Annotated in this window: 23 protein-coding genes; 11 read left to right on the top strand and 12 right to left on the bottom strand. The window is 25.8% G+C overall.

Features of this window, described 5'->3' with window-relative positions; translation table 11 throughout:
• Positions 1-12: 12 nt before the first annotated feature.
• From Q0W06_RS07140 to Q0W06_RS07120, 5 genes are all read right to left on the bottom strand, one after another.
• Complete coding sequence (locus Q0W06_RS07140; protein WP_297633304.1) at positions 13-3,144, bottom strand: alpha-mannosidase; 3,132 nt, start codon at positions 3,142-3,144, stop codon at positions 13-15.
• A gap of 130 nt (positions 3,145-3,274) precedes the next feature.
• On the bottom strand, positions 3,275-4,243 hold the full coding sequence (locus tag Q0W06_RS07135; protein WP_297633303.1) for a carbohydrate ABC transporter permease: 969 nt from the start codon (positions 4,241-4,243) through the stop codon (positions 3,275-3,277).
• Positions 4,244-4,259: 16 nt separating this feature from the next.
• Positions 4,260-5,267 (bottom strand): ABC transporter permease subunit, encoded by a 1,008-nt coding sequence (locus tag Q0W06_RS07130; RefSeq protein ID WP_297633302.1) that lies wholly within the window; start codon positions 5,265-5,267, stop codon positions 4,260-4,262.
• Positions 5,268-5,443: 176 nt separating this feature from the next.
• Positions 5,444-6,961, bottom strand: coding sequence for a response regulator (locus tag Q0W06_RS07125; protein WP_297633301.1), 1,518 nt, complete (start codon positions 6,959-6,961; stop codon positions 5,444-5,446).
• Positions 6,962-8,698, bottom strand: coding sequence for a histidine kinase (locus tag Q0W06_RS07120; protein WP_297633300.1), 1,737 nt, complete (start codon positions 8,696-8,698; stop codon positions 6,962-6,964).
• A 211-nt stretch (positions 8,699-8,909) separates the two neighbouring features.
• Between Q0W06_RS07120 and Q0W06_RS07115 the strand changes: the two genes are divergently transcribed.
• Positions 8,910-9,587 carry a hypothetical protein gene (locus Q0W06_RS07115; protein WP_297633299.1) on the top strand — a complete coding sequence of 226 codons (678 nt, stop codon included), beginning with the start codon at positions 8,910-8,912 and terminating at the stop codon, positions 9,585-9,587.
• Between the two features lie 119 nt (positions 9,588-9,706).
• Complete coding sequence (locus Q0W06_RS07110; RefSeq protein WP_297633298.1) at positions 9,707-10,999, top strand: glycoside hydrolase family 125 protein; 1,293 nt, start codon at positions 9,707-9,709, stop codon at positions 10,997-10,999.
• 71 nt (positions 11,000-11,070) lie between these two features.
• Here the strand turns inward: Q0W06_RS07110 and Q0W06_RS07105 are convergent, their stop codons facing one another.
• Positions 11,071-11,916, bottom strand: coding sequence for a helix-turn-helix transcriptional regulator (locus Q0W06_RS07105; RefSeq protein WP_366516760.1), 846 nt, complete (start codon positions 11,914-11,916; stop codon positions 11,071-11,073).
• A 156-nt stretch (positions 11,917-12,072) separates the two neighbouring features.
• Here Q0W06_RS07105 and mraY point away from each other — a divergent pair, with 156 nt between their 5' ends.
• Positions 12,073-13,017: a phospho-N-acetylmuramoyl-pentapeptide-transferase gene (mraY, locus tag Q0W06_RS07100; RefSeq protein WP_297633296.1), complete on the top strand. Its 945-nt coding sequence runs from the start codon at positions 12,073-12,075 to the stop codon at positions 13,015-13,017.
• 101 nt (positions 13,018-13,118) lie between these two features.
• Here mraY and Q0W06_RS07095 read toward each other — a convergent pair whose 3' ends face one another.
• The 4 genes from Q0W06_RS07095 to Q0W06_RS07080 all read right to left on the bottom strand — a co-directional run bounded on the left by Q0W06_RS07095 (position 13,119) and on the right by Q0W06_RS07080 (position 17,022).
• Positions 13,119-15,341, bottom strand: a complete 2,223-nt coding sequence (locus Q0W06_RS07095; protein ID WP_297633295.1) for a glycoside hydrolase family 31 protein — start codon at positions 15,339-15,341, stop codon at positions 13,119-13,121.
• 96 nt (positions 15,342-15,437) lie between these two features.
• Positions 15,438-15,941: a hypothetical protein gene (locus Q0W06_RS07090; RefSeq protein ID WP_297633294.1), complete on the bottom strand. Its 504-nt coding sequence runs from the start codon at positions 15,939-15,941 to the stop codon at positions 15,438-15,440.
• A gap of 168 nt (positions 15,942-16,109) precedes the next feature.
• Positions 16,110-16,550 (bottom strand): NUDIX domain-containing protein, encoded by a 441-nt coding sequence (locus Q0W06_RS07085; RefSeq protein ID WP_297633292.1) that lies wholly within the window; start codon positions 16,548-16,550, stop codon positions 16,110-16,112.
• 4 nt (positions 16,551-16,554) lie between these two features.
• A complete protein-coding gene (locus tag Q0W06_RS07080) occupies positions 16,555-17,022 on the bottom strand; it encodes a GNAT family N-acetyltransferase (RefSeq protein WP_297633290.1) in 468 nt (155 codons plus the stop codon).
• Between the two features lie 121 nt (positions 17,023-17,143).
• Between Q0W06_RS07080 and Q0W06_RS07075 the strand changes: the two genes are divergently transcribed.
• From Q0W06_RS07075 to Q0W06_RS07040, 8 genes are all read left to right on the top strand, one after another.
• Positions 17,144-17,752, top strand: coding sequence for a nucleotidyltransferase domain-containing protein (locus tag Q0W06_RS07075; protein ID WP_297633288.1), 609 nt, complete (start codon positions 17,144-17,146; stop codon positions 17,750-17,752).
• A gap of 83 nt (positions 17,753-17,835) precedes the next feature.
• On the top strand, positions 17,836-18,000 hold the full coding sequence (locus Q0W06_RS07070) for a hypothetical protein (protein ID WP_297633286.1): 165 nt from the start codon (positions 17,836-17,838) through the stop codon (positions 17,998-18,000).
• Between the two features lie 12 nt (positions 18,001-18,012).
• Positions 18,013-18,156, top strand: coding sequence for a hypothetical protein (locus tag Q0W06_RS07065; RefSeq protein ID WP_297633284.1), 144 nt, complete (start codon positions 18,013-18,015; stop codon positions 18,154-18,156).
• Between the two features lie 53 nt (positions 18,157-18,209).
• The gene (locus Q0W06_RS07060) at positions 18,210-18,677 is read left to right on the top strand and encodes a hypothetical protein (protein ID WP_297633282.1); all 468 of its coding nucleotides are present in this window, start codon (positions 18,210-18,212) and stop codon (positions 18,675-18,677) included.
• Positions 18,678-18,681: 4 nt separating this feature from the next.
• Positions 18,682-19,533 carry a phosphotransferase gene (locus Q0W06_RS07055; protein WP_297633280.1) on the top strand — a complete coding sequence of 284 codons (852 nt, stop codon included), beginning with the start codon at positions 18,682-18,684 and terminating at the stop codon, positions 19,531-19,533.
• A 26-nt stretch (positions 19,534-19,559) separates the two neighbouring features.
• On the top strand, positions 19,560-20,291 hold the full coding sequence (locus Q0W06_RS07050) for a sugar phosphate isomerase/epimerase (RefSeq protein WP_297633278.1): 732 nt from the start codon (positions 19,560-19,562) through the stop codon (positions 20,289-20,291).
• Positions 20,292-20,303: 12 nt separating this feature from the next.
• Positions 20,304-21,215, top strand: coding sequence for a metallophosphoesterase (locus tag Q0W06_RS07045; protein ID WP_297633276.1), 912 nt, complete (start codon positions 20,304-20,306; stop codon positions 21,213-21,215).
• Positions 21,216-21,237: 22 nt separating this feature from the next.
• Positions 21,238-21,774 (top strand): cysteine hydrolase family protein, encoded by a 537-nt coding sequence (locus Q0W06_RS07040; protein ID WP_297633274.1) that lies wholly within the window; start codon positions 21,238-21,240, stop codon positions 21,772-21,774.
• A 39-nt stretch (positions 21,775-21,813) separates the two neighbouring features.
• On the opposite strand, the gene Q0W06_RS07035 is transcribed toward Q0W06_RS07040, so the two are convergent.
• Together Q0W06_RS07035 and Q0W06_RS07030 are read right to left on the bottom strand one after the other, a co-directional pair.
• The gene (locus Q0W06_RS07035; RefSeq protein ID WP_297633273.1) at positions 21,814-21,963 is read right to left on the bottom strand and encodes a DUF4177 domain-containing protein; all 150 of its coding nucleotides are present in this window, start codon (positions 21,961-21,963) and stop codon (positions 21,814-21,816) included.
• Between the two features lie 34 nt (positions 21,964-21,997).
• The coding region (locus Q0W06_RS07030; protein ID WP_297633271.1) for a C40 family peptidase at positions 21,998-22,747 on the bottom strand (750 nt) is incomplete at its 5' end.

The following is a 22,747-nucleotide window of genomic DNA, read 5'->3' as shown; positions in this document are numbered from 1 at the left end:
AATAAATTTATATTATTTTAATTTTACTTTAAATGTTTTTATTTCAAATGGCTTAATAGTGAAACTTACTTTATTTCCTTCTGGATTCAATTGTTCTAAATCTCTTTCCATTAAGTTACATTCTGAAATTTCTTCAATTTCTTTAAAGAATTCCATATTTACATTTGTTCTAGCATTGTGGAATTCATACATTCTAATAATTAAATGATCTGAATCTTCAGCTTTTTTAATTACTTCAATAATTACATTTTCTTTATCTACATTAACTAAACTTAATTTGCTTTCTAAATTTCCATTTTGAGCTTCACAAACTTTTGTAAATAAAGGTGTATTTAATTCATAAGCTTTATTAGTAGTTTTAGCCTTTTTAAAGTTTCCTTCATGAGCATAAATTGAGTAAGTGATAAAGTGCTCTTCTTTATCTGCATCTGGATTTGGATCACAACTTGATTTAAGTAGAGTTAATCTCATATTTCCATCTTTGATATCATGTCCATATTTACAGTTATTCATTATAGAAACTCCAAAGTCTCCTTCTGATAAATCTGCCCATTTATGTCCACAAACTTCAAAACTTGCTACATCCCAAGATGTATTATTATGAGTTGGTCTAGTAACATTTCCATATTGGATTTCAAATGAAGCTTCCTTAGTATTTACATCTACTGGGAATGCTGTTTTTACTAAAACATCTCTTTCCTTCCAATCTACATAAGTATCAAAATCCATTCTTTCTAAGTCATTATAAACATATATCTTTTGAACTATAGTTGATTCTAAGAATCTTCTTTCAATTTTTAAAGAACTTCTAACAGGTCCTACTTCTATTACTTCAATATTCTCTACATTATCAATTTTCCACATCTTTTCTTTATAGTAAATATCTATATCCCAGTTATCGAAACACATTGGTTTATCTTCAAAAGCTTGAATCTCATTTCCTATAGCTCCATTTTGTAAGATTTCTCTATTTTGAGCTTTATTTATAAATGAAACTATTTGTCCTTTATCATCAAATTTAACTTTATAGAATTTATTTTCCGCGAAGTCTTTTGATAATTTTACATCTTCAACATTTTCTATAGTTTTTTCTGTTATTACAAATGATTTATGTCCATTTGCAGGAATTCCATTTGCAAAGAAAATAGCTTTTCCATTTTCAATTCTTTGACATATAATCTCTCTTCCATCTTTATCGATTACAGCTGGATTTTCTATATCTTCTGGAACCTCAAATGTAGCTATATCACTTCTTTCAAATCCTAAAGTATTTGTAACTACTACACTTCTCTTTTCTAAATTTATAGAATTTCCTACTGTATCTATTCCTTTATTAACTAACTTTTCAGCATTTTTCTTTAACGCTTTATATTCTATGTCAGTTACATCATAAACTTCTTTAATTGATGATCCTGGAATTATATCATGGAATTGATTTAAAAGAACTGTTTCCCATGAGTCATTTATATCTTTTTGTGGATATTCATTTCCAAGTAGCATTCCTAATGAGTTTACCTTTTCTGCTGCTGTATACATGTTTTCACAGATTCTATTATCTCTTTTATTTCTTCCCATTGAAGTATAAGTTCCTCTATGATATTCAAGATATAATTCACCTACCCATTTAGGTAATTTTGGATTATCCTTAACTTTTTCTTCTAATCTTTTAAAATAATCTAATGAAGTTCCCATTTGAACTCTTGGCGCTCCTGGAATTCCTTTTGATAATCTTCTTGCATTTTCAAGCATTTCTAAAGTAGCTCCTCCGCCACCATCTCCCCATCCAAAGGAAATTAAAACATCATTATTCAGATTTTTATTTTGGTATCTTCTCCATGCTCCCATAACTGCATCAGGTTGAACATGTCCATTATATGTCGTAAAGTGACTTTCTCTCTCTTGTCCTGGTCCTGTAGTTGTTATAAAGTGAGTTAAAACTTCTGATCCATCAATTCCTTGCCACATAAATGTATCATTTGGAATTTTATTAAATTGATTCCATGCAATCTTTGTAGTCATAAAGTAATCTACATCTGATTTTTGTAAAATTTGTGGAAGTGCTGCTGAGTATCCAAATACATCTGGAAGCCAAAGTATCTTATTATCCACATTAAATTCTTCTTTAAAGAATCTTTTTCCATGTAAAATTTGTCTTACTAAAGATTCACCTGATGTTACGTTACAATCAGCTTCAAGCCACATAGCTCCTTCTGGTTCCCAAACTCCCTCTTCTACTTTCTTTTTAACTTTTTCATAAATTCCTGGGTGATCTTCTTTTAAGAATTTATAAAGTTGAGGTTGTGATGACATAAATACATACTCTGGATATTCTTCCATTAACTTAAGAACAGTTGAAAAACTTCTAGCTACTTTTTCTCTAGTTTGTGCTACAGTCCAAAGCCAAGCTACATCAACATGGGTATGTCCTACACAAGTGGCTGTTACATCACTGTGTCCACATAGTTTTCCATAAAATTCTTCTTCTATAAATTCATTTGCTTTTCTTATACTTTCATCATACATTTCATTTTTAGGTCTTCTTAAATCAATTAAGTTTATTCCTTCATTTAAAACAGTTATCATATCAATTCTGTTTTTATCTTCTTTTTCAAGTTCTTTACATACATCAACTGGTACTTTTAAATTCCAGTATAATCTTCTAGCTTCCATATCGATTACTACTAATTTACCATGTAATGTAGCAAGTTTATCTGCAAGCATTCCTGCATATGCATGTAAATCTATTTCATATTTAGTTCCCGGAATAGCTTCATGAGTTAAAATTATTTCTCTATGATTTATATCTACTCCTTGAATTTGTTCTCCATTTACATAAAGAATAAATTGTGGATTTGTAGCATCCCATCCTTCTTCAAATGTTGAAAGATTTAAAGCTATAGTTTGTCCTGCAAATCTTTCTGGAACTTCTACTTCACATTTGAACCATCCATGACAGTCACGTCCACCCCAAAGATCTCCATTTTTAAATTCTCTCCATCCATCTTCAGATGCTTCTTTTATTCCATCTATATTGTGGTAGTTCCCATCTATATATCTATAATTCTCTAATTTAACCTCGTCTCTATAAACATGTTTTGCAATTTCTCCACAAGTTTTGTCAATTCTCTCTAATAAATAATGCATATTTAACATCCCCTTTTAAAAAAATTTCTTTATCTTATTTAAACTTTATTATCTAAGATTTTTATCTTTAGATAATTAAAACTTAAATTTTTTATTCTACACAGGCTTCTATAGCCTGTGTAGATATTTATTATTCTTTTACTGCTCCAACTGTTAATCCACTTACAAAATATTTTTGGAAAAACGGATAAGCAAATAATATTGGTAGTGTAGTTATAACTACTATAGCCATTTTGGCACTTTCTTTTGGTAAATTTGCAGCTGCTTCAATTGCTGCTGTTCCAAGACTTGCTGAATTAGTTGCCAAGAATTCCATTGATGTCTCAAGTCTTATTAATAGATACTGAAGAGGCACTAAGCTTTCTTTATCTATATAAAGCATTGCGTTAAACCAATCATTCCAGAATCCTAAAGTTAGGAATAAAGCAATTGTAGCTATTGCTGGAAGTGATATTGGTAAAACTATCTTTAAAAATAATGTCCATTCTGATGCTCCATCAATTTTAGCTGATTCAATTATTGCATCTGGCACTGTTGTTTTAAAGAAAGTTCTTAAAATTATAATATGGAAGGAACTTACACATATAGGAAGTATAAGTGCTAGTATATTATTTTTAAGATTTAAAAACTGAGTTACTACTAAGTAAGATGCAACCATCCCACCTGAGAATAACATTGGAATAAATATAAGCTTTGTAAAGAACTTTTTATATGCAAATGATTTTCTTGATAATGCATATGCAAAAGTTGTCATTATAATAAGCCCTAATATCGTTCCTGCAATTGTTACAAATATTGTTACCCCATATGCTCTTGGTATATTACTTCCTCCACCTAAAATATATCTATAAGCATCTAAACTCCATTCAGATGGCCAAAATTGATATCCATTCATATCTAGTGACTTTTCACTTGTAAATGATATTATAGTTACAAATATAAATGGTATTATGCAAAGTGCTGCTAGTATTCCAAACAATGCATTAAATAATATATTTGTTTTCTTTGATATTGAATTGAATTTTGTTTCCTTTTCTTCAACCTTTTCTTTTTTAAATAATCCTTTTAAACTAAATTTTTCTTTTCTTAATTCTGCCATACCCTCTCACCTCTATTTAGAAGAATGCATTTTCTTCATCTACCTTTCTAACTATTCCATTAGTTACTAATATAAGTACTAGTCCTACAAATGACTGATAAAGTCCTGCTGCTGAACTCATTCCTATATTTCCTAAATTAGTTAACGCTCTATATACATAAGTATCTATAACGTTTGTTACTGGATATAATGCTCCTGTATTTTTAGGTAATTGATAGAATAATCCAAAGTCTGATCTAAACATTCCTCCAACTGCTGTAATAAACATTATTATTAGTACAGGTTTTAAAAGTGGAAGAGTTATATATTTAACTTGTTGCCATTTACTAGCTCCATCTATCATTGCTGCTTCATAATAAGACTTATCTATTCCACAAATTGAAGCTAAATAAACTACTGTTCCATATCCAACTGCTTTCCATTGACTCATAAAAATTATTATAAATGGCCAAACTGTAGGTTCTGTATACCAAGATACCTTGTCCATTCCCATTTTAAGAAGCATGCTATTTACAAATCCTTTTTCTGGACTTAAAAATGCATATAAACAATAACTTACTACAACCCATGATAAGAAATAAGGTAAAAACATTGAACTTTGATAAAACTTTGAAAGTTTTTTATTTAAAAGCTCCTTTAGTAAAATTGCTAACGTAACCGGTAATACTATTCCTAAAATTATAAATACTAAATTATATAAAACTGTATTTCTTGTAATTAACCAAGCATCACTACTTTTAAATAAGAACTCAAAATTCTTAAATCCCACCCACTTACTATTTATTAAACTCTCAATAAAATTTCCATGAATAGTCCATTCCTTAAATGCTAATGTAACTCCAAACATAGGTAGATATGCAAATACTAAAAACCATACAGTTCCTGGTATTGTTAATATCAACAATTCTTTATTCGCCTTGATCCTATTTATGAATCCACTCTTTTTTGACTTCTCTTTTTTCCCTTCATTTAAATCAGCCTCTGCTAATTTATGTATACTTTTTTCTTTTAATGCTGTTGCCATACCATATCTCCTCTCCTCAATTTGTAAACGTTTCTTTCTATGAATTAAATATACCATGGTAACTATTTCCTTTATAGTTGAATTAATTCAGTTTTAGTGTAAAAATTTAATATACCCATTTTTTTATAATAATTAATCCATTAAAACAAAAAAATGAAGCCTAAAGGCCTCATTTTTTAATAATTTTTTAATTCTCTAAGCACTGATGGTGATACACCATAATACTTTTTAAACTTTCGATAAAAGTAGCTTGTATCTACAAACCCAACTTTTTTAGCTATATCATTTATCTTCATATTTGTAGTTAATAGTAGTTCTTTAGCTTTTGAATTCTTTACATTATTTAAATAATCTGAAAAAGACATTCCAACTTCTTTTATAAATAATTGTCCTAAATAAGAACTATTTATATTGTATTTATTTGAAAGAAGTTTTAAGCTTAGTTCTTCATAATATTTATCATTAATATAGTTTACAATCTGTTGAATTACAGGACTATATTTTGTTACTCCTATATACATGCTTTGAATAATTTCTTCGATCTCTCTAATAATGAATAACTTTATATTTTCTGTTGTACTCTCATTACATAATTCAATAATAGTTGTACTTAAGCTTTCTTTATTATAATTCTCACCTTCAATTTTAAACTCCTCTGCAATCTTATATAACATTACAATAATTCCTATAGAAAAATCATAAATATCCTTTGGTGTTAAGTCATCTCTTAAAAATATATTTTCTATATACTCCTTTGATTTCTCAAAATCTTTTTCTATAATATATTTATTTATTTTTTGAAATTCTAAATCAAAGGTTTTTATTTTACTATCTAAATACTTTAAATTATCTTTACATAAACAAATATTATTTCCTTCAGTTAACATATATTTATTTATATTGCTTCCCTCTTTATAGCTTTCATTTATTTCATAAATACTATGAACTATCTTTCCTACTGCAATAAATACATCTAACTCATACTTCTTATTTAATAATTCTTTTAATCTATAGAAATACTCCATTACCTCTTTTCCATTAACTTCTGTATTCCATTCTTTTATAAATAGAAATCTTCTTTCTAAAATATAAGCAATCTCATAATTTTCAATATTATTTTCATGAAATATCTCTCTTAAATCTATATTAGATATTATTTCCCCATTTCTACTTAAAGTAATACTTCCCGCTACATAAGACTTTCCGTTTAAGCTTATATTCATAACACCTTGTATATTTTCTAAATGCTCTGTATGCCCTCTTAACAGTTCTAATATACTTTTATTTTTATCTACTGATAATAACTTTTTCTTTTCTTCTTTATCTATGTCTATAACTATTTTTTCTAAAACCTCTTCTAACTCTTCTTCGTTTATTGGTTTTAATAAATAATCAGCTACCCCAAATGCTATAGCCTTTTTAGCATAAGAAAATTCATCATATCCACTTAATATAACTATTCTTACAGAACTATTTATCTCCCTTAATTCCTTTATAAATTCCAACCCTGTCATATTTGGCATATTTATATCTGTTATTACTACATCAACTGGATTTTCTTTAAACTTTTTTAAAGCCTCTTGTCCATTTTCTGCTGACAGTTTAACTTCTAAATTTAAACTTTCCCAATCTATTAATACTTTTAATCCATCTCTTATTAACTTTTCATCATCAACTAACATTACGCTTCTCATTTATTCTACCTCTCTACAAGGAATATTTACTATAACTTTAACTCCTTGCTCCTCTCTTCTTTTTATTTTTATACCATATATTTCTCCATAAGCTATTTTTATTCTTTCATTTGCATTAGCTACTCCTATAGATTTTCCTACAGCTTGACCATCTTTTAAGCATTTGTTTATCTCATCTATTCTTTCTTTTGATATTCCTTTCCCATTATCAATTATTTCTATTATTATTTCTTTATCTTTTTGAAAAATATTTATTTCTAAATAATTATCTTTTTTATCTAATCTTATTCCATGAACAAAATAATTTTCTATTAACGGTTGCAAAGAGAATTTTATTATTTCTTTATTTTTTATTTCTTCTTCGCAATTTATATTAAACTCAAAAACTTCTTCATATCTAAACTTAAATATTTCTATATATTTTTTACAATATTCTATTTCATTTTTTATATGAATTCTTTCATTATCCTTTATTTGACTTCTAAATAAAAATGCTAATGAATATAACATTTTACCGACTTCCTTATCTCCATTGCACACAGCCTTCATTCTTATTCCCTCTAAAGTATTATATAAAAAATGTGGATTAATTTGACTTTGAAGTGCATTAAGCTCTGCCTTTTTTCTTTTTATTTCAGCCATATAACTTTTTTCTATATGCGTATTTAATTCTTTACACATACTATTAAAATTCTCAGCAATTTCTTTTACTTCATCTTCTGCATCATTAGATGTATCTATTTTAATATCTAACTCTCCTTTTTTCACCTTTTCCATAGCAAAAAGAATTCTATCTGTTCTTTTATTTAATTTTCTAAGTTTATTTATATAAATAAATATAGCTATAAGAAGCACTAATACATCAATAAATATAATAGAATACATATAACCTCTTGGCATATCCATAACTTTTGATGCTAAAAATTTAGATATTACTGTTACTCCAAGTTTGTTAGTTGTTTTATATACATAGTATTCGTTTTCTAAATCATATTTATCATTTAAATCTCCTGTTTTTATCTTTTCATAGTACTTATATTTTTCATAATTTAATTCTTCTTTTGAATCATAAAAAACTTTTCCATCAGGATCTAATAAAATTAATTCATAATTATCATCATATTTATCTACTAATTTATTAAAATTATCTAAATGATAGGTTATAATTATTTTTCCTTCTAACTTAAAGGTTTTTGGATTTGTTATATTTCTAGTGAAACTGATATTGTCTTTGCTTATCATTATATTATTTTCTGTTAATTTATCTATTTCACTCATTACTTTTATTTTTTCAACTTTTATTTGATTTTTATTGTTGAATACACTTATTTCGTTTCTAGGATAACTAACAAAAGTTATACTATTAATTTCTTCATTCATTAAAAACCCATTTTTCACAAACTTTTCTACACCATTAAAATAAATCGCATCTTCACTAGAAAAAGTATCTAGTTTATTTTTTAAATACGTTACAGTATTCATGTTTAAAAAACTTGAAACATCATTCATTAAATTATGATCTGAATACATAGTGTTTATCATTGAATTACTATAATCATTCATTTTAATTAACCCATTATTTACTTCATTCCCAATTTTCTCATTTATATACAAATTATTATTTAAAGTATTTTTAAATACTAATGCTATAAAAAAGATATCCAATACTAATATAAGTGACACTATTATCATTACGTACATATATGTCATCTTTTTATAAATATTTACCCTTTTCATTCCACACCTCCCATATATATATTAAAACATTCAATTTATGACATTTAAAGTTTTTTTTTGAAATTTTTAAATTGTTCTATTATAGGTTTTATGGATTTATTATAGTTTTAGCTAGTATAATTTCATAATAAATTGAATTTAAAACTTTTTTTAAATATACTGATACTATGATAACGAAAATGTTTTCACTTTATTTATGAGGGGGTATATTATGTCAGAAATTTTCAACATTGAAAAAATATTAGATGTATGTAATACAATTTTCAACTTTTTTTTACTTAATTTATTTTTCTTAATTTTAAATATTCCATTAGTAATTTTCTTTTTCACTTTAGGAATTAGTAATGTAACAACTTATTTTCCATTATTTTTACTGTGTTCTATTCCTTTAGCACCAAGTATGTGTGCATTATTTCATGTAATGAATTCATTTTTAAGAACAAAAAGCTTTAATATCTTTTTTGATTTAAAAAAGGGAATAAAACTTAATTTAAAGCAATCTTTAAGTGTTTGGATTCCTGAACTTCTTATAATATTAGTTCTACATTCAAATATTAAGTTCTTTTCATCCATATATAAGAATACAATCTTTGCCTGTTTTTTTGTAGGTATTTTACTTATTATACTTCTATCTACTCCATTTATTTTTTTATTAATGACTAAATTTAAAATGAACAATATCCAAACTATTAAGGCAGCTGTAATTTTAACAATTACTCGACCAATACTTACAATAACTAACTTCTTATTACTTATTGTCTCTTTAGTTATTTTTGAAGTATCACCTGGAACTACTGTAATATTTATCTTTAGTTTATTAGCATTTTTTCTTGTATTTAGTAATAGAGTTTTATTTAAACAACTACAAGAAAATTCAAATATAGAATAATCTTAGTGAAAAAATTTTAAGATTTATATAATAATTCTAGAAACTATACTCCTCCCTATTTAATCTTCCATTGTAAACTTATACAATAGTATTACAACGAGATTTAGGGAGGTATTTTTATGAGTTCAAACATAAATGAATTAAAAGATATAATAAGAAATTTAGGAAATGATTTATCTTTAAAAATTGAAAATGAAAAGCTTAGAAAATTATTTTATAATTGCTTTATAAATACTATGGAAACTACAGTTAAACTTACTGATGAAGACACATTTATAATAACTGGAGATATTCCTGCTATGTGGCTTAGAGATTCTACATCACAAATTGAACATTACCTTCCTTTTGTAACTGAAAGAGAAGAATTAAAAGATATTTTTAAAGGGTTAATTAAAAGACAAATTAAATGCATTAATATAGATCCCTATGCCAACGCTTTTAATATAGAAGCTAATGGTCAAAAATGGGACAATGATTTAACTAAGGATAGTCCTTGGGTATGGGAAAGAAAATATGAAATTGATTCTCTTTGTTATCCTATCCGTTTAATCTATAAATACTATGAAAAAACTAAAGATACTTCTATATTTAATGAGGAAATGAAGGAAACCTTTTTTAAAATTATAGATTTATGGACTATAGAACAAAAACATGTAGAACTTTCAGATTATTTCTTTAAAAGATTAAATTGCTCTACTACAGACACTTTACCTAATGGTGGTGTTGGAAATCCTGTAGAATACACGGGTCTTACTTGGTCAGGCTTTAGACCAAGCGATGATACTTGTATTTATGGATATCTTCTTCCATCTAATATGTTTGCTTCAGCAGTTTTAGGATATATAGAGATTTTATCAAGAGATATTTTTAAAGATCCTATATTAGAAAAAAAAGCTATTGACTTAAAGGCATCCATAGATTCTGGTATAGAAAATCACGGTGTCGTTTATAACGAGGAATTTGGTGATATTTATGCTTATGAAACTGATGGGCGTGGAAATTATACTTTTATGGATGATGCAAATGTTCCAAGTCTTCTTTCAATTCCATATTTGGAGTTTAAAGATAAAGATGATGAAATATATAAAAATACTAGAAATTTCATTTTAAGCAAAGGTAATCCGTTCTATTATGAAGGCAGCATTGCCTCTGGAATTGGTAGTCCTCATACCCCAAAAGATTATATATGGCATATATCTTTAGCTATGCAAGGACTAACCTCTTCTTCAGAAGAAGAAATTAAATCTTTAATCAAAACTTTAATAGATACAGATGGGGATACAGGTTTTATGCATGAAGGATTCCACTGTGATAATCCAAAAGAGTTCACTCGTGATTGGTTCGCTTGGTCAAATTCTTTATTTGCTCATTTTATCTATGAAAAAGTTATTTTAGCTAACATGCAAATTTAAAATATATAAGTACACAACCAAAAGAAAGACTGCTAAACCTCTTTATAGCAGTCTTTTATCTATTTAAAATTTTATATTTTTGATATAAAATCATATACTATGTCATTTTCTTCTTGATTCAATTTTAAATAATTAAATTCCTTCTCTAGAGCAGAAAATTTAAGTATTTCTTTTAAATTATTAAAGTACACTTCTCTATCAATCTTTTTATTACTTAAAATTATTTTTTGAATACAAGGTTTACTACTAGCATCAGATGGCAACATTAAAATTCCAACTCCGCCTAAATATTTATTTTTATTTAATGGAGGTTTAATCATACTTATACTTACATTCCCATCTGAAGTGCTTTCTAAGTTAAAAGATATAATATTTTCAGATACAGAAAAATTTCCTTTAAAATATTTTAATATTCTATCTGAAGCCACAATTTTAAATATAGCAATATTATCTTTAATTTCTAAAATTCCTTTGTGAATACTCCCTTTTGCACCTAAATTAGTAACTGAAAAATATAAATAATATTTTTCTAAAAATATACTTTCATCTTGATATAAACTATTTTCTAAATTTTCTATATCAATTGCATTTAAAGGTCTATTTAACAAATTATCTAATGATAAATTATAGACTTCACAAATATACATTAATGTTTCTATCGTTGGAAATGTTTCTCCTGACTTATATTTAGATAATAAATCAGGAGACACTCCAATAATTTTAGCTAAGTTTTTTTGTGTCTCTTCAATTTGAATTAACTTTTTTAAATTATATATAAATATCTTAGATGTCTTTTCAAAAATATCATTTTTTATATTTTTGATTTCTAAATTAGTAGACTTCTTATTATTAAGTTTATATTCTAAATTATCAGATAAATTTTTTATCTCTAATAATTCTTTTTTCAATTTCTTCACCTCAATATAATAATAAAATATAAAGTTGAATTTTATTCAACTTTGTATTGAACAAAGATATATTCTTTTTTTAAATTCCATATAACCATTGTCCCATTTAATTGCTTATTATATTATAATGTAAAAGTTTTAAATGCGCAAAAGGAGATTATTCACATGAAATTTTCAGTACTTCTTATAAGTTTTTTTCTATCCTTTATAATTGGAAAACTTATAATTCCACTCTTCAAGAAATTAAACTTAGGTCAAAACATCCGTGAAGAAGGCCTTCAAACTCATCTAAAAAAACAAGGTGTCTTAACTTTTGGTGGAGTAATATTTATTTTCTCAACAATAATAACATTTCTGATTTTTTTCACTTCATTTAAATTAAATGGACTTATATTATCTATAATTTTATTATTATTTGCACTAGTTGGTTTTTTAGATGACTATCTAAAGAAAGTAAAAAAAATAAATGAAGGTCTAAATAAAAAGCAAAAATTAATTCTTTTAATTCTTGTATCTATTATCTCGTTAGTACTTATATCTATCATTAATGGTACTACAATTACAATTTTCAAATATCATATTACACTTGGATTTTTATTTATCCCTTTAGGTATTTGTTATTTATCAGGATTTGCTAATGCTGTTAATTTTACAGATGGCTTAGATGGTCTTTGTACAAGTCTTAGTATTATTGTTCTTATATTCTTATCAACTGCAAGTTTTATATTAGACAAACCTGAAATCGGTATGTTCTCATTAATTTTAGTTGGAAGTTTATTTGGTTTTTTAATTTTTAATTTCTACCCTGCTAAAATAATAATGGGTGATACAGGTTCCCTTGCTTTAGGAGGTATAATTTCCTCTATTACTATTATGCTTGGCCATCCCCTTATATTAATTATTGTCGGTATTATATATGTCATAGAAATTCTTTCTGTCATAATTCAAATTGGAAGTTTTAAACTATTCAAAAAAAGAATTTTCAAAATGGCTCCCATACACCATTCTTTTGAAATAAAAGGATACAGTGAAATTAAAATTGTAGTTTTATTTAGTCTAATAACACTTATCTTTTCTATTATTTCTTATTTAATTTTATTTAAATATTAATAACTTTCTATAAGACAAAAAGTATCAGTTAAACAATTTTCTAATAATGATTTTATTTTTCAAACTAATCATTATTAAAAATCAAAACTGATACTTTTTTTCTATTTTATTATTTCTTCTTCTAATCCTTTTACTTTATAATTTAATTCTAACTTTCCATGATTATAATGAATGTCTATTAAATTAAACTTTCCTTTTTTATAATCCATAGATATTCCATCATCATTATATAGTTTTCCAGTAGCCTCAGCACCAAATATTTTCAAATAAAATTCTTTTGGTTTGTTTTCCATATTAAAATATTTTTCTTTATAAATCGGAATTACACTACCCTCTTTAACAAATATTAATATTTCATTTAATGGACACTTTAGCATATATCCTCTATTTCCTTCATACATTTCTTCTGTAAAATAATTGTACCAATTTCCTTTCGGTAGGTACACATATTTTTCTCTTTCACCTTCATTCATTACAGGTGCAATCATTAAATTATCTCCAACCATAAATTGTTCTTTAATATTAATAACATTAATATCATCTTCAAATTCTAATATTAAAGGTCTAAACATTGGAATGCCACTATTATATGAATCATAAAATGCTGTATAAATATATGGCATAAGTTCATATCTAAGGTCTATAGCTTTTTTACAAATCTCTTCACAGTTTTCGCCAAAAGCCCATGGTTCTTGTCTTCTTGTATACATATTAGAATGATTTCTAAATATAGGTAAAAATGTTCCAACTTGAGTCCATCTTATAAGGAGTTCTTCATTACAATCTCCTCCAAAGCCACCCACATCATTTCCTACAAAAGAAAATCCACTCATTCCTAAATTAGCATTCATAGAAATAGACATTCTAAGTTGACTGAAAAGACTAATATTATCTCCTGTCCAAACTGATGAGTATCTTTGTCCGCCTGCATAAGTAGCTCTAGTCATAGAAAATTCTCTTATATTTTCTTTAAGCTCTTTTTGTGCCTCATGAGAACATCTACTCATTTCAAACCCATATCTATTATGAAACTCTTTATGTTCCATAACACCATAATCCCCTTTATGAATACAAGTATCAGGCATAGTTTTATAATCTGTATTAAAGACACATGGTTCATTCATATCATTCCATATACCATCTATATTATATTCCTTTATAAATGATTTTAACTCTTCTTTCCACCATGTTCTAACTTCACTATTTGAAAAATCAGGGAAAGCACTATCGCCTGGCCATACTGCCCCTATAAAAGTTTCTCCATCAGCTTTCTTAGTAAAGTAATTTCCTTCTTTCCCTCTTTTATAAACTCCATATTCTTCATCAACTTTAACTCCTGGATCCAATATAGTTATAGTTTTTATTCCTTTAGCTTTAAGTTCTTCTATAAGCTCTTTAACTCCATCAAATTGTGGAGATTTAAAAGTCATAACTCTAAACCCATCCATATAATCTATATCTAAATAAATTACATCTATTGGAATCTCTCTTTTTTCAAATTCCTTAATAACTTCTCTTACTTCATAGATATCAAAATAACTAAATCTATTTTGTTGATATCCAAGACTCCATAAAGGAGGCATGTCCATTTTCCCTGTAAGCTTTGTATAGTTACAAACTACTTCCTTTAAACTTCCACCATAAATAAAGTAATATTGTATTTGACCTCCATTTGCTCCAAAAAATATTCTGTCTCCATATTCCTTACCCATATCAAAAAAGCTTCTGTAGCTATTGTCAAAAAATAATCCATACCTTTTATTTATTCCAAGTCCTAAAAAAAACGGTATTGTTTTATAATACATTACTGAATTATCATCTGTTTCTGGGTCATCAGTATTAAAGTTTTCTGTATAATAACCTTTTTTGTTAAGATCTCCACCTTTTTCTCCTAATCCATAATATGCAATAGAATCATTTATTTTTGATATATATATATTTCCTTCTTCATCTTTAAAAGATGGTTCATAATCACTGCATAAAAGAGTATTATTACTATCATAAAAGGATATTTTACTTGTCTTTTTTGAAATTTTAGTTATTACTTTTTCTCCAATTACTTCAATAAATTCATTTGTCTCTAAAACTTTTAATTTAATATCTTCTTCTTTTAATACAACTGCATTTGTTTTTGTAGCTTTTTCATTTTCTGATATGAATATTTTAACAATGTCTTCATTAAAATATTTTATTTCTAATTTGACACTTACAAAATCAATTACTATTCCATTTCTAATATTTTTAAATCCATCATAAGACCTAACCATTCCTCTAAATAACTTAAAGTTTTTATTTAGTGTTTCTCTATAATTTAACCCTTCCATAATGATGCCTCCTAAATATAAATTCCTATATTTATAACTTTATATTAAATAAAAATTTTTTAAATAGTTTTCAAATTTAAAGAAGTATATTTCCACTTAATGTAGAGTTTTTTCACAATTTAAATTTTCTAAATCATGAAATAAATGTTCCCAGTTTTCTGTTCTTATTGAAACATCCAAATTTTTAGGTATTTCTAATAGCTTCTTTTGAAAATGATCATGTATCTTACTAACATTTTTTCTTTTAATACTAATTTTTTTATGCTTTGTATCAAAATCTAATCTTTTTATATGATTAAACCCAATACTTGCTACCTCTATAATTTCATTAAGCTTTCCAAGTGAAAAAATTATTAATCTTTTTTCTGTTTCGATTATTAAATTCTTTTCCCCAAATTTAGTTAAAACCCTCTTTGAGACTGTCTCCGTTGCTGAAAATGGGTTTATTTTATTTGTTATTCTTTTTAAATTCACTTCATATCTATCTTTTATAGTCTCATCTATCTCTAAATTTTTAATTAAAAATTCTTCTAATATTTTATTATTTGATTCTAAAACACTATCGCATATTTCTTCTTTTTTTTCTTCTTCTTCGTTCATTTAAATCTCCTCCTATAAAAGGGTTTATTCCTTTAGTTTGTTTTCATATACTATTATAATACTTATTTTTCAATTTATCTTTTCTAATCTAATATATTATGGAAAATTTAAGATTTTTTTCTTTCCGCTAAAAAAAATGAGCATTATCTGCTCATTTTTTTAATTTTTCTAATTTTTTTTATTTAAAAATTGAATTACTTTTTCATATAAATATGGCTGTATAGATGGATATGTTAAGTTTTCTGGTTGCTTAGAAAATAACTTTACTTCACCAATTTCAGATGTTGGTAATATATCAAATTCTTCTATTTCTGCAAAAAATACTTGCCCAAAATCATTTCTATATCCTCCAATATCATCTTTTTCAACTTCATATATACATATAGGTGTTAATTTATATTTTTTAGCTCCCGTTTCTTCAAATAATTCTCTTTTAGCTGTTTCTATGATATCTTCACTAGCTTCTCTTTTTCCTCCTGGAATCTCCCAAGTATCTCTTTTTCTATGCTTTACATATACAAATTTTTCTTTAAACCTAGCTATTATTACTGCAAAAATTAATTTTTCATTTTCTATGGAATTCAAATCATATGTATTAACTTTTATCATACTATCACTTCCTTTTTTCATTTGTACTTTTATCGAATCTCTTCATTTCAATTTCTTCTATATTCTCAGATATTTTTTTAATATTGCCAGTTTTATAAAACTTATATTTCAAATAAAATTTATATGCTCTATTATTATTATTTAATATCCATAACTTTGGTTCATTTTCACATTTTTCAATAATAAATAATAATAACTCAGCTCCATATCCTTTTCCTTGTTCACTAGGTAAAATATATAAGTTTTCAATAAGATTATTATATAATGAAATAATTCCTATAGGATAGTCTTTAATTAATATGTAAATTTTCTTTCCTTCTTTTATTTCACTTTGTAAATAGTTAATTTGATTTTTAATATTATGTTTTTTAAGAAATTCTTCACTACAAAAATTTTTATGTGAATCTATCCATGATATTGAATGAATCTCTGCAGCTTGTATAATATTTTTATCAGATACTTCTATTATCATCTGTATTTCTCTCCTAACTTTATAGGCTCATCTCATATTATCCTTTATTTTACTTTACTGTTATAATTATATTATACTATAAATAATCTCATAGAAGAGAAATACATTTTAGGAGTTTGTTATGCTTGACTTAAATAATTTGAAAAATTATCTCATTAAAACTTATAATTGCCATTCTATGATTTTATATGGTTCATACTCCAACAATACTCAAACTAATGAAAGTGATTTAGATGTCATTTGCTTTTCTGATGATTTTCATTTTAAAACAGACAATTCTGTTTTTCAAAACGTTCAATTAGATTGCTTTATTTATGATACAGATAAAATGAATGATATAGAAAATTTAACACATCTTTATGGAGGAAAAATTTTATTAGATAATCGAAATTTTTGTTCTTCTCTTTTAACTACTATCGAGAAAAGCTTAATTTCTAAAAATACTTTTACCTCTTCTGAAATTCAGCATCAAAAAGCTTGGCTTAGAAAAATGCTGAAAAGATCTAACAGAGGAGATATTGAGGGAAACTTTAGATATCATTGGCTTTTAGTTGATAGTTTAGAAATTTACTTTATGGTAAAAGGCTATATTTATTTAGGTCCTAAAAAATCTTTAAATTACTTAGAAGAAAAAGACCCTATAGCTTTCAAATACTTTAATACAGCTTTAAATCCTAGCTCTAATTATGATAATTTAGAAGCTTTAATTATGTATATTCTTAATATCTAGAAAAACCATTTGCCTCTATTCTATTTTTTTACAACTAAAATAGATACTTATATTATATTTTACATTGAAAGGATTTGTTTCAAATGATAAAAGAATTGTTATTTTCTTGTCAAAACTGGGCTAAAAATAAAGGCTGTTTAGAATTTGCTAGTGATTGTGAAATTGACAATTTAGATAGCTTTAATTTTCACTTAAATCTAGGTTTTATAGAACCTAACAAGATTATATGCTTCAAAAAGAATATCTAAGGGAGGCCTTTTATGAGTAATGTAATTTTTATAGGCGGTGCTACTGCCACTGGAAAAACTTCTCTTATAAAAGAATTAGAACAAATTACTAATATTAAACGTTATAAAATAAAATGGGCTTTAAAGGAAGCTGCTACGCGAAAAACTTTCCTCTAAAAAGTATTGGAGATAACTATTCAGCTTTAATATGGTCAGCAAAGAATATTTTAATGAATGAAATAATTCCTAAAGAAAATTTTTTAATTATAGATGTTCATTATGCTATTCAGCTCAATTTAAATTATTCTTTATCTAAAAAAGAATCTTATGTTGAAAATATTAATGAACCTTATATAGCCGGTATAGAACCTTTTATATTAAAAACACTAGGTAAAACTATAGACTCTATATCCTTTGTTTTTATCCAATCTCCAGATAAGGATATTCTTTCTAGACGATTAATCCGTAATAAAAAACATTTACCTTATAGAAGTTTAATTTTAAAAAGTATCGTTAATGAACAAAACTCTGAAAAAGAATATTTCCTTGAAGCTATTTCTCTAATTAATAAAGAACGTATTAATTTAAATTTACCTCAATGTAACACTTTAATTTTAAACAATCAAAATGATACATTTTTAAATCAAATAGGTATTCTTAAAAATTTTATCTTTACTATTACAAAAGGAGTTGAGTAGTATAATGATTAATTCGCTACAATCATTTTTACAAACTAAATATAAAAATATATCACTTAAACCTCTTTTAGGTGGATATACCAATGAAGTTTTTCTTTTAAAAAATCCAACGCTATCTTTAGTTGTTAAAGTCTCTCAACTTTCTAATGTTGATAGTTGCACAGAATATATCTGCTTAAATTTATTAACCCATTTCAAATGGATTCCTAAGATAAAAGAAAACTTTAAATTTAAAGAAAATAATGTCCTTATTATGGATTATATAGATGGAATAAACGGACAAACTTATCTTGGCAATAATAATATCCATACTAGTGAAAAAATCTACAAACTTCTCGGTGAACATTTAGCACAAGTACACTCAATTAATTTATTAGATTCATCTGTTTCGCTTCCATCATTTAAACTTTCTGATATAGATATCACTAAATTAAAATGTCTACCTTCTAAATCTTTTAATGAAGTACAACAATTTTTATCTATATATGAAGAAGATAATTATGTTTTAACCCATGGTGATTTTGGTTGCCATAATTCTATTCTTACAGATGATTCATTGTATATTATAGATTGGGAATGGGCTGGTTTAGGAAATCCTCTTTTAGATATCTCATGGGTTGTATGGCTTTTTAAATTCCATTATCCCAATTTTTCCAATATTCTTCCCCAAATTTTTATCCAATCATACAGAGAAAATTCACCTCAAACTATCGATTTATCAAAAATTAAATCATATGCACTTTTTAAAATTATATCTATAATAAATAAAATTCCGATTAGTAATTCTATTTCCTTTAATGAATGGATAAAAAGATTACATTGGACATTAAAAACAGACTTTTGTTTTACTAATTAACTTTAATTTAGAAAGGAGATTTACAAATGATAACATATGGACGTAGTATTCGTTGGTTTAATAATTTAACTGATGAAATTAACTTTTCAATTCAAAATAATTTTAATTTTATACAGGTTTGGTTCAAGGATGGAAAGCTTTTGCTTGATAATATTCCTGAGCCTATTGAAGAAAAAATTTTAAATGCAAGTTTTCCAACTATAATTCATGTGGTTTATGATATCTATGATTATAATAAATACAATTCTGAATTACTTCGTATATTAAAATATTTAAAGCATACAGAAGTTATTATTCATCCTATTTGTAAAGCAATTCCCATAACTGCTGAAACTATAAATATACTTGCGGAGAATATTTACAACACTAATCAATTACTGAAAGAACAAAACATTAAGCTATATGTTGAAAATAATAGTATTATTGATCCAATAAATTATTCTGTCTCTGATTTAAAAATATTTTTTGATAAAAATCAAGATGTTGATTTACTTCTTGATCTTGCACATATAGATAACTATATTCATCTGCAAAATATTATTAATATAAAATTTCCTACATGTCTTCACATTGCTGATAAACATTTTTCTATAAAACATGAACATTTACCTATTGGACAAGGTGACCTTGATTTTAATTTAATTTTCAAAAATTATTTGAAAAATTTTGATGGAAAAATAATTTTTGAGGTTATTGGCTCTGATGAAGAAATTATTCATTCTAAAAAAATTATCTCTTCAATTCTAGAAACTAAATAAGAAGGTATTTATATGAATATATTAAATTTTGCTATATTTACAGATTTACATTTTGATCATATTCCTGATGGATATGAAAGACTTAGTCAATTTATTCAAAAAATAAAAAATCATAATTTAAATTTTGTTATTCAATTAGGTGATTTATGTATTCCTAAAGATGAAAATAAATATTTACTAGAACTTCTAGAAAGTATTAATATTCCTATTTATCATGTTTTAGGAAATCATGATTCAGATTTATTTTCTAAAAAGGAGATTTTAAAATTTTTCAAACTCAATAATAGCTATTATTGTTTTAAGTATGGAAATATTAAGTTTATTGTTTTAGATACTTGCTTTATAAAAAGAAATAATCAGTATTTTTCTTTTAATATTGATAACTATAATAAATCAACTGATATTTATCCTATTTTACCTGATTATGAATTTGATTGGTTACAAAATGAATTAAATGATGATGAAAACTTGTTTTATATTATATTTTCTCACCATAGTTTAGAAAATAATTTTAATAATAGAGGAATCTTTAACAGAGTAGAAATTCAAAATTTAATAAATAATGTTAATACACCAAAGAAAAAAATTCTCTGTTGTATTAATGGACATGATCATGCTGACTCTATAGATTTAATTCATAAAACTCATTATATTAGTCTTAATTCTATGTCCTATATTTGGTGTGGTCCTGAATATGAGCATTTTGATTACTCTCAAAAAACACACGAGCAATTTCCATTCTTAAAAGATTTAATTTTATATAAAGATCCCTTATACGCTACTATAACTATTAATAATATAGGTACGTTATTTTTAAATGGCCTAACAAGTGATTATAAATCAAATTCACCTTTAACTCTTAATATGCCTAGCTCTTGGAATGGAAGAGATCTTTCTTCTAAAATTTCTTCTTTTATTATATAAAATACTTAAAGGAGTTGTATTTATGAAAAATTTAGTTTTACTAATAATTGATGTACAAAATGAATTAATTAATTCAAACCCATATAACAAAGAAAATGTTATAAATAATCTAAAATTGTTAATTGCCTCTGCAAGAAAACAATTTGTAGAAATAATTTATGTTCAACATACCTCCTTAGAATCTAGTCCTTATTCAAAAGGATTGTCTACTTGGGAAGTTTATAATGAAGTTAAGCCAATTAAAAATGATACTATTTTTTATAAAAATTATAATAGTGCTTTTTATAAAACTTCTCTTCATCAATATTTACAAGATAAAAACATTTCAAACTTAATTTTAACAGGACTTCAAACTGAGTATTGTATGGATGCTACTTTAAAATCTGCTTTTGATTTAGGATATAAAATATATATTCCTAAAGAAACCAATACTACATTTGATAATGAATTTTTATCTGGTGAAAATCTATATAAATTTTATAATTATACTATTTGGAATAATCGCTTTGCTAATGTAATATCTTTAGAAGAGTCTTTAAATTTTATAGCTAATAGTTAATTTTTTATATTATAAAAGGGAGTGCTTATGCACTCCCTTTTACTCTTCTTTTTCTCTTTTAAATAAAATATACCCATCATCTAATCCAACTGCTTCCCATCCTTCTTCTCCCATTTGATTGCAGATTTTTAAGATAGCCTTTTTACTTTGAATTAGAACTACTTCTACTCTATATTCATATTTTTTCATAAATTCTCCCCCTAAGTTTAATTCCCCTACTATTCTATAATATTCTTCTAGCATTTGTATATGGATATAAATTCATTATAGTAACAGTTGTGCCTGTATGAGGTGCTACTAAAATTTGTCCATTTCCTATATATACTGCTACATGATATGCAGGCTCTCCCCAGAATACTAAATCTCCTGGTTGTAAGTTTCCTTGTGATACTGGCGTTCCACATTGTTGCTGTGCCGCTGCTGTTCTTGGAAGGTTTACTCCATAATTTGCAAATATATATTGCATTAATCCTGAACAGTCAAATCCACTTGGACTTTCTCCACCCCAAACATAAGGTGTTCCTATGAACTGTTCTCCATAAGATATTATATCTTGTATTTTTTGTTGCATATTTTCATTTTGTTGTGCACTCCAGTTAGATGGCGTTGTAACTCTCATTTCTGGTATCCATGCAGTATTGCCATTATATTGTATTTCATCCCACCCATTAGCTTGTCCAATTACTTGTACACTAGTTCCATCAGATAATGTTCCTGCAACACTTGTATCCCAAGTTGGTCCATTCATTATATCTGTATAGCTTAATCCATTAAAGTCCACTGTCTCAGTTTCATTTTCTCCAACTACAGTATTTACTCTTGATTTTGGTACCCATACATTTTGATTATTATATACTAACTCATACCAGTTAGAGTTTTGTCCTACTATATTGACTTCTGTTCCATTATTTAATGATCCTATTACATCTGAATACCATGTTCCTTGACTCATTACATCTGTATAACTTAATTC

It is taken from the genome of uncultured Clostridium sp. (genome assembly GCF_947072515.1).
Classification (GTDB): domain Bacteria; phylum Bacillota; class Clostridia; order Clostridiales; family Clostridiaceae; genus Clostridium.
This window is presented reverse-complemented; position numbering and strand designations above follow the sequence as displayed.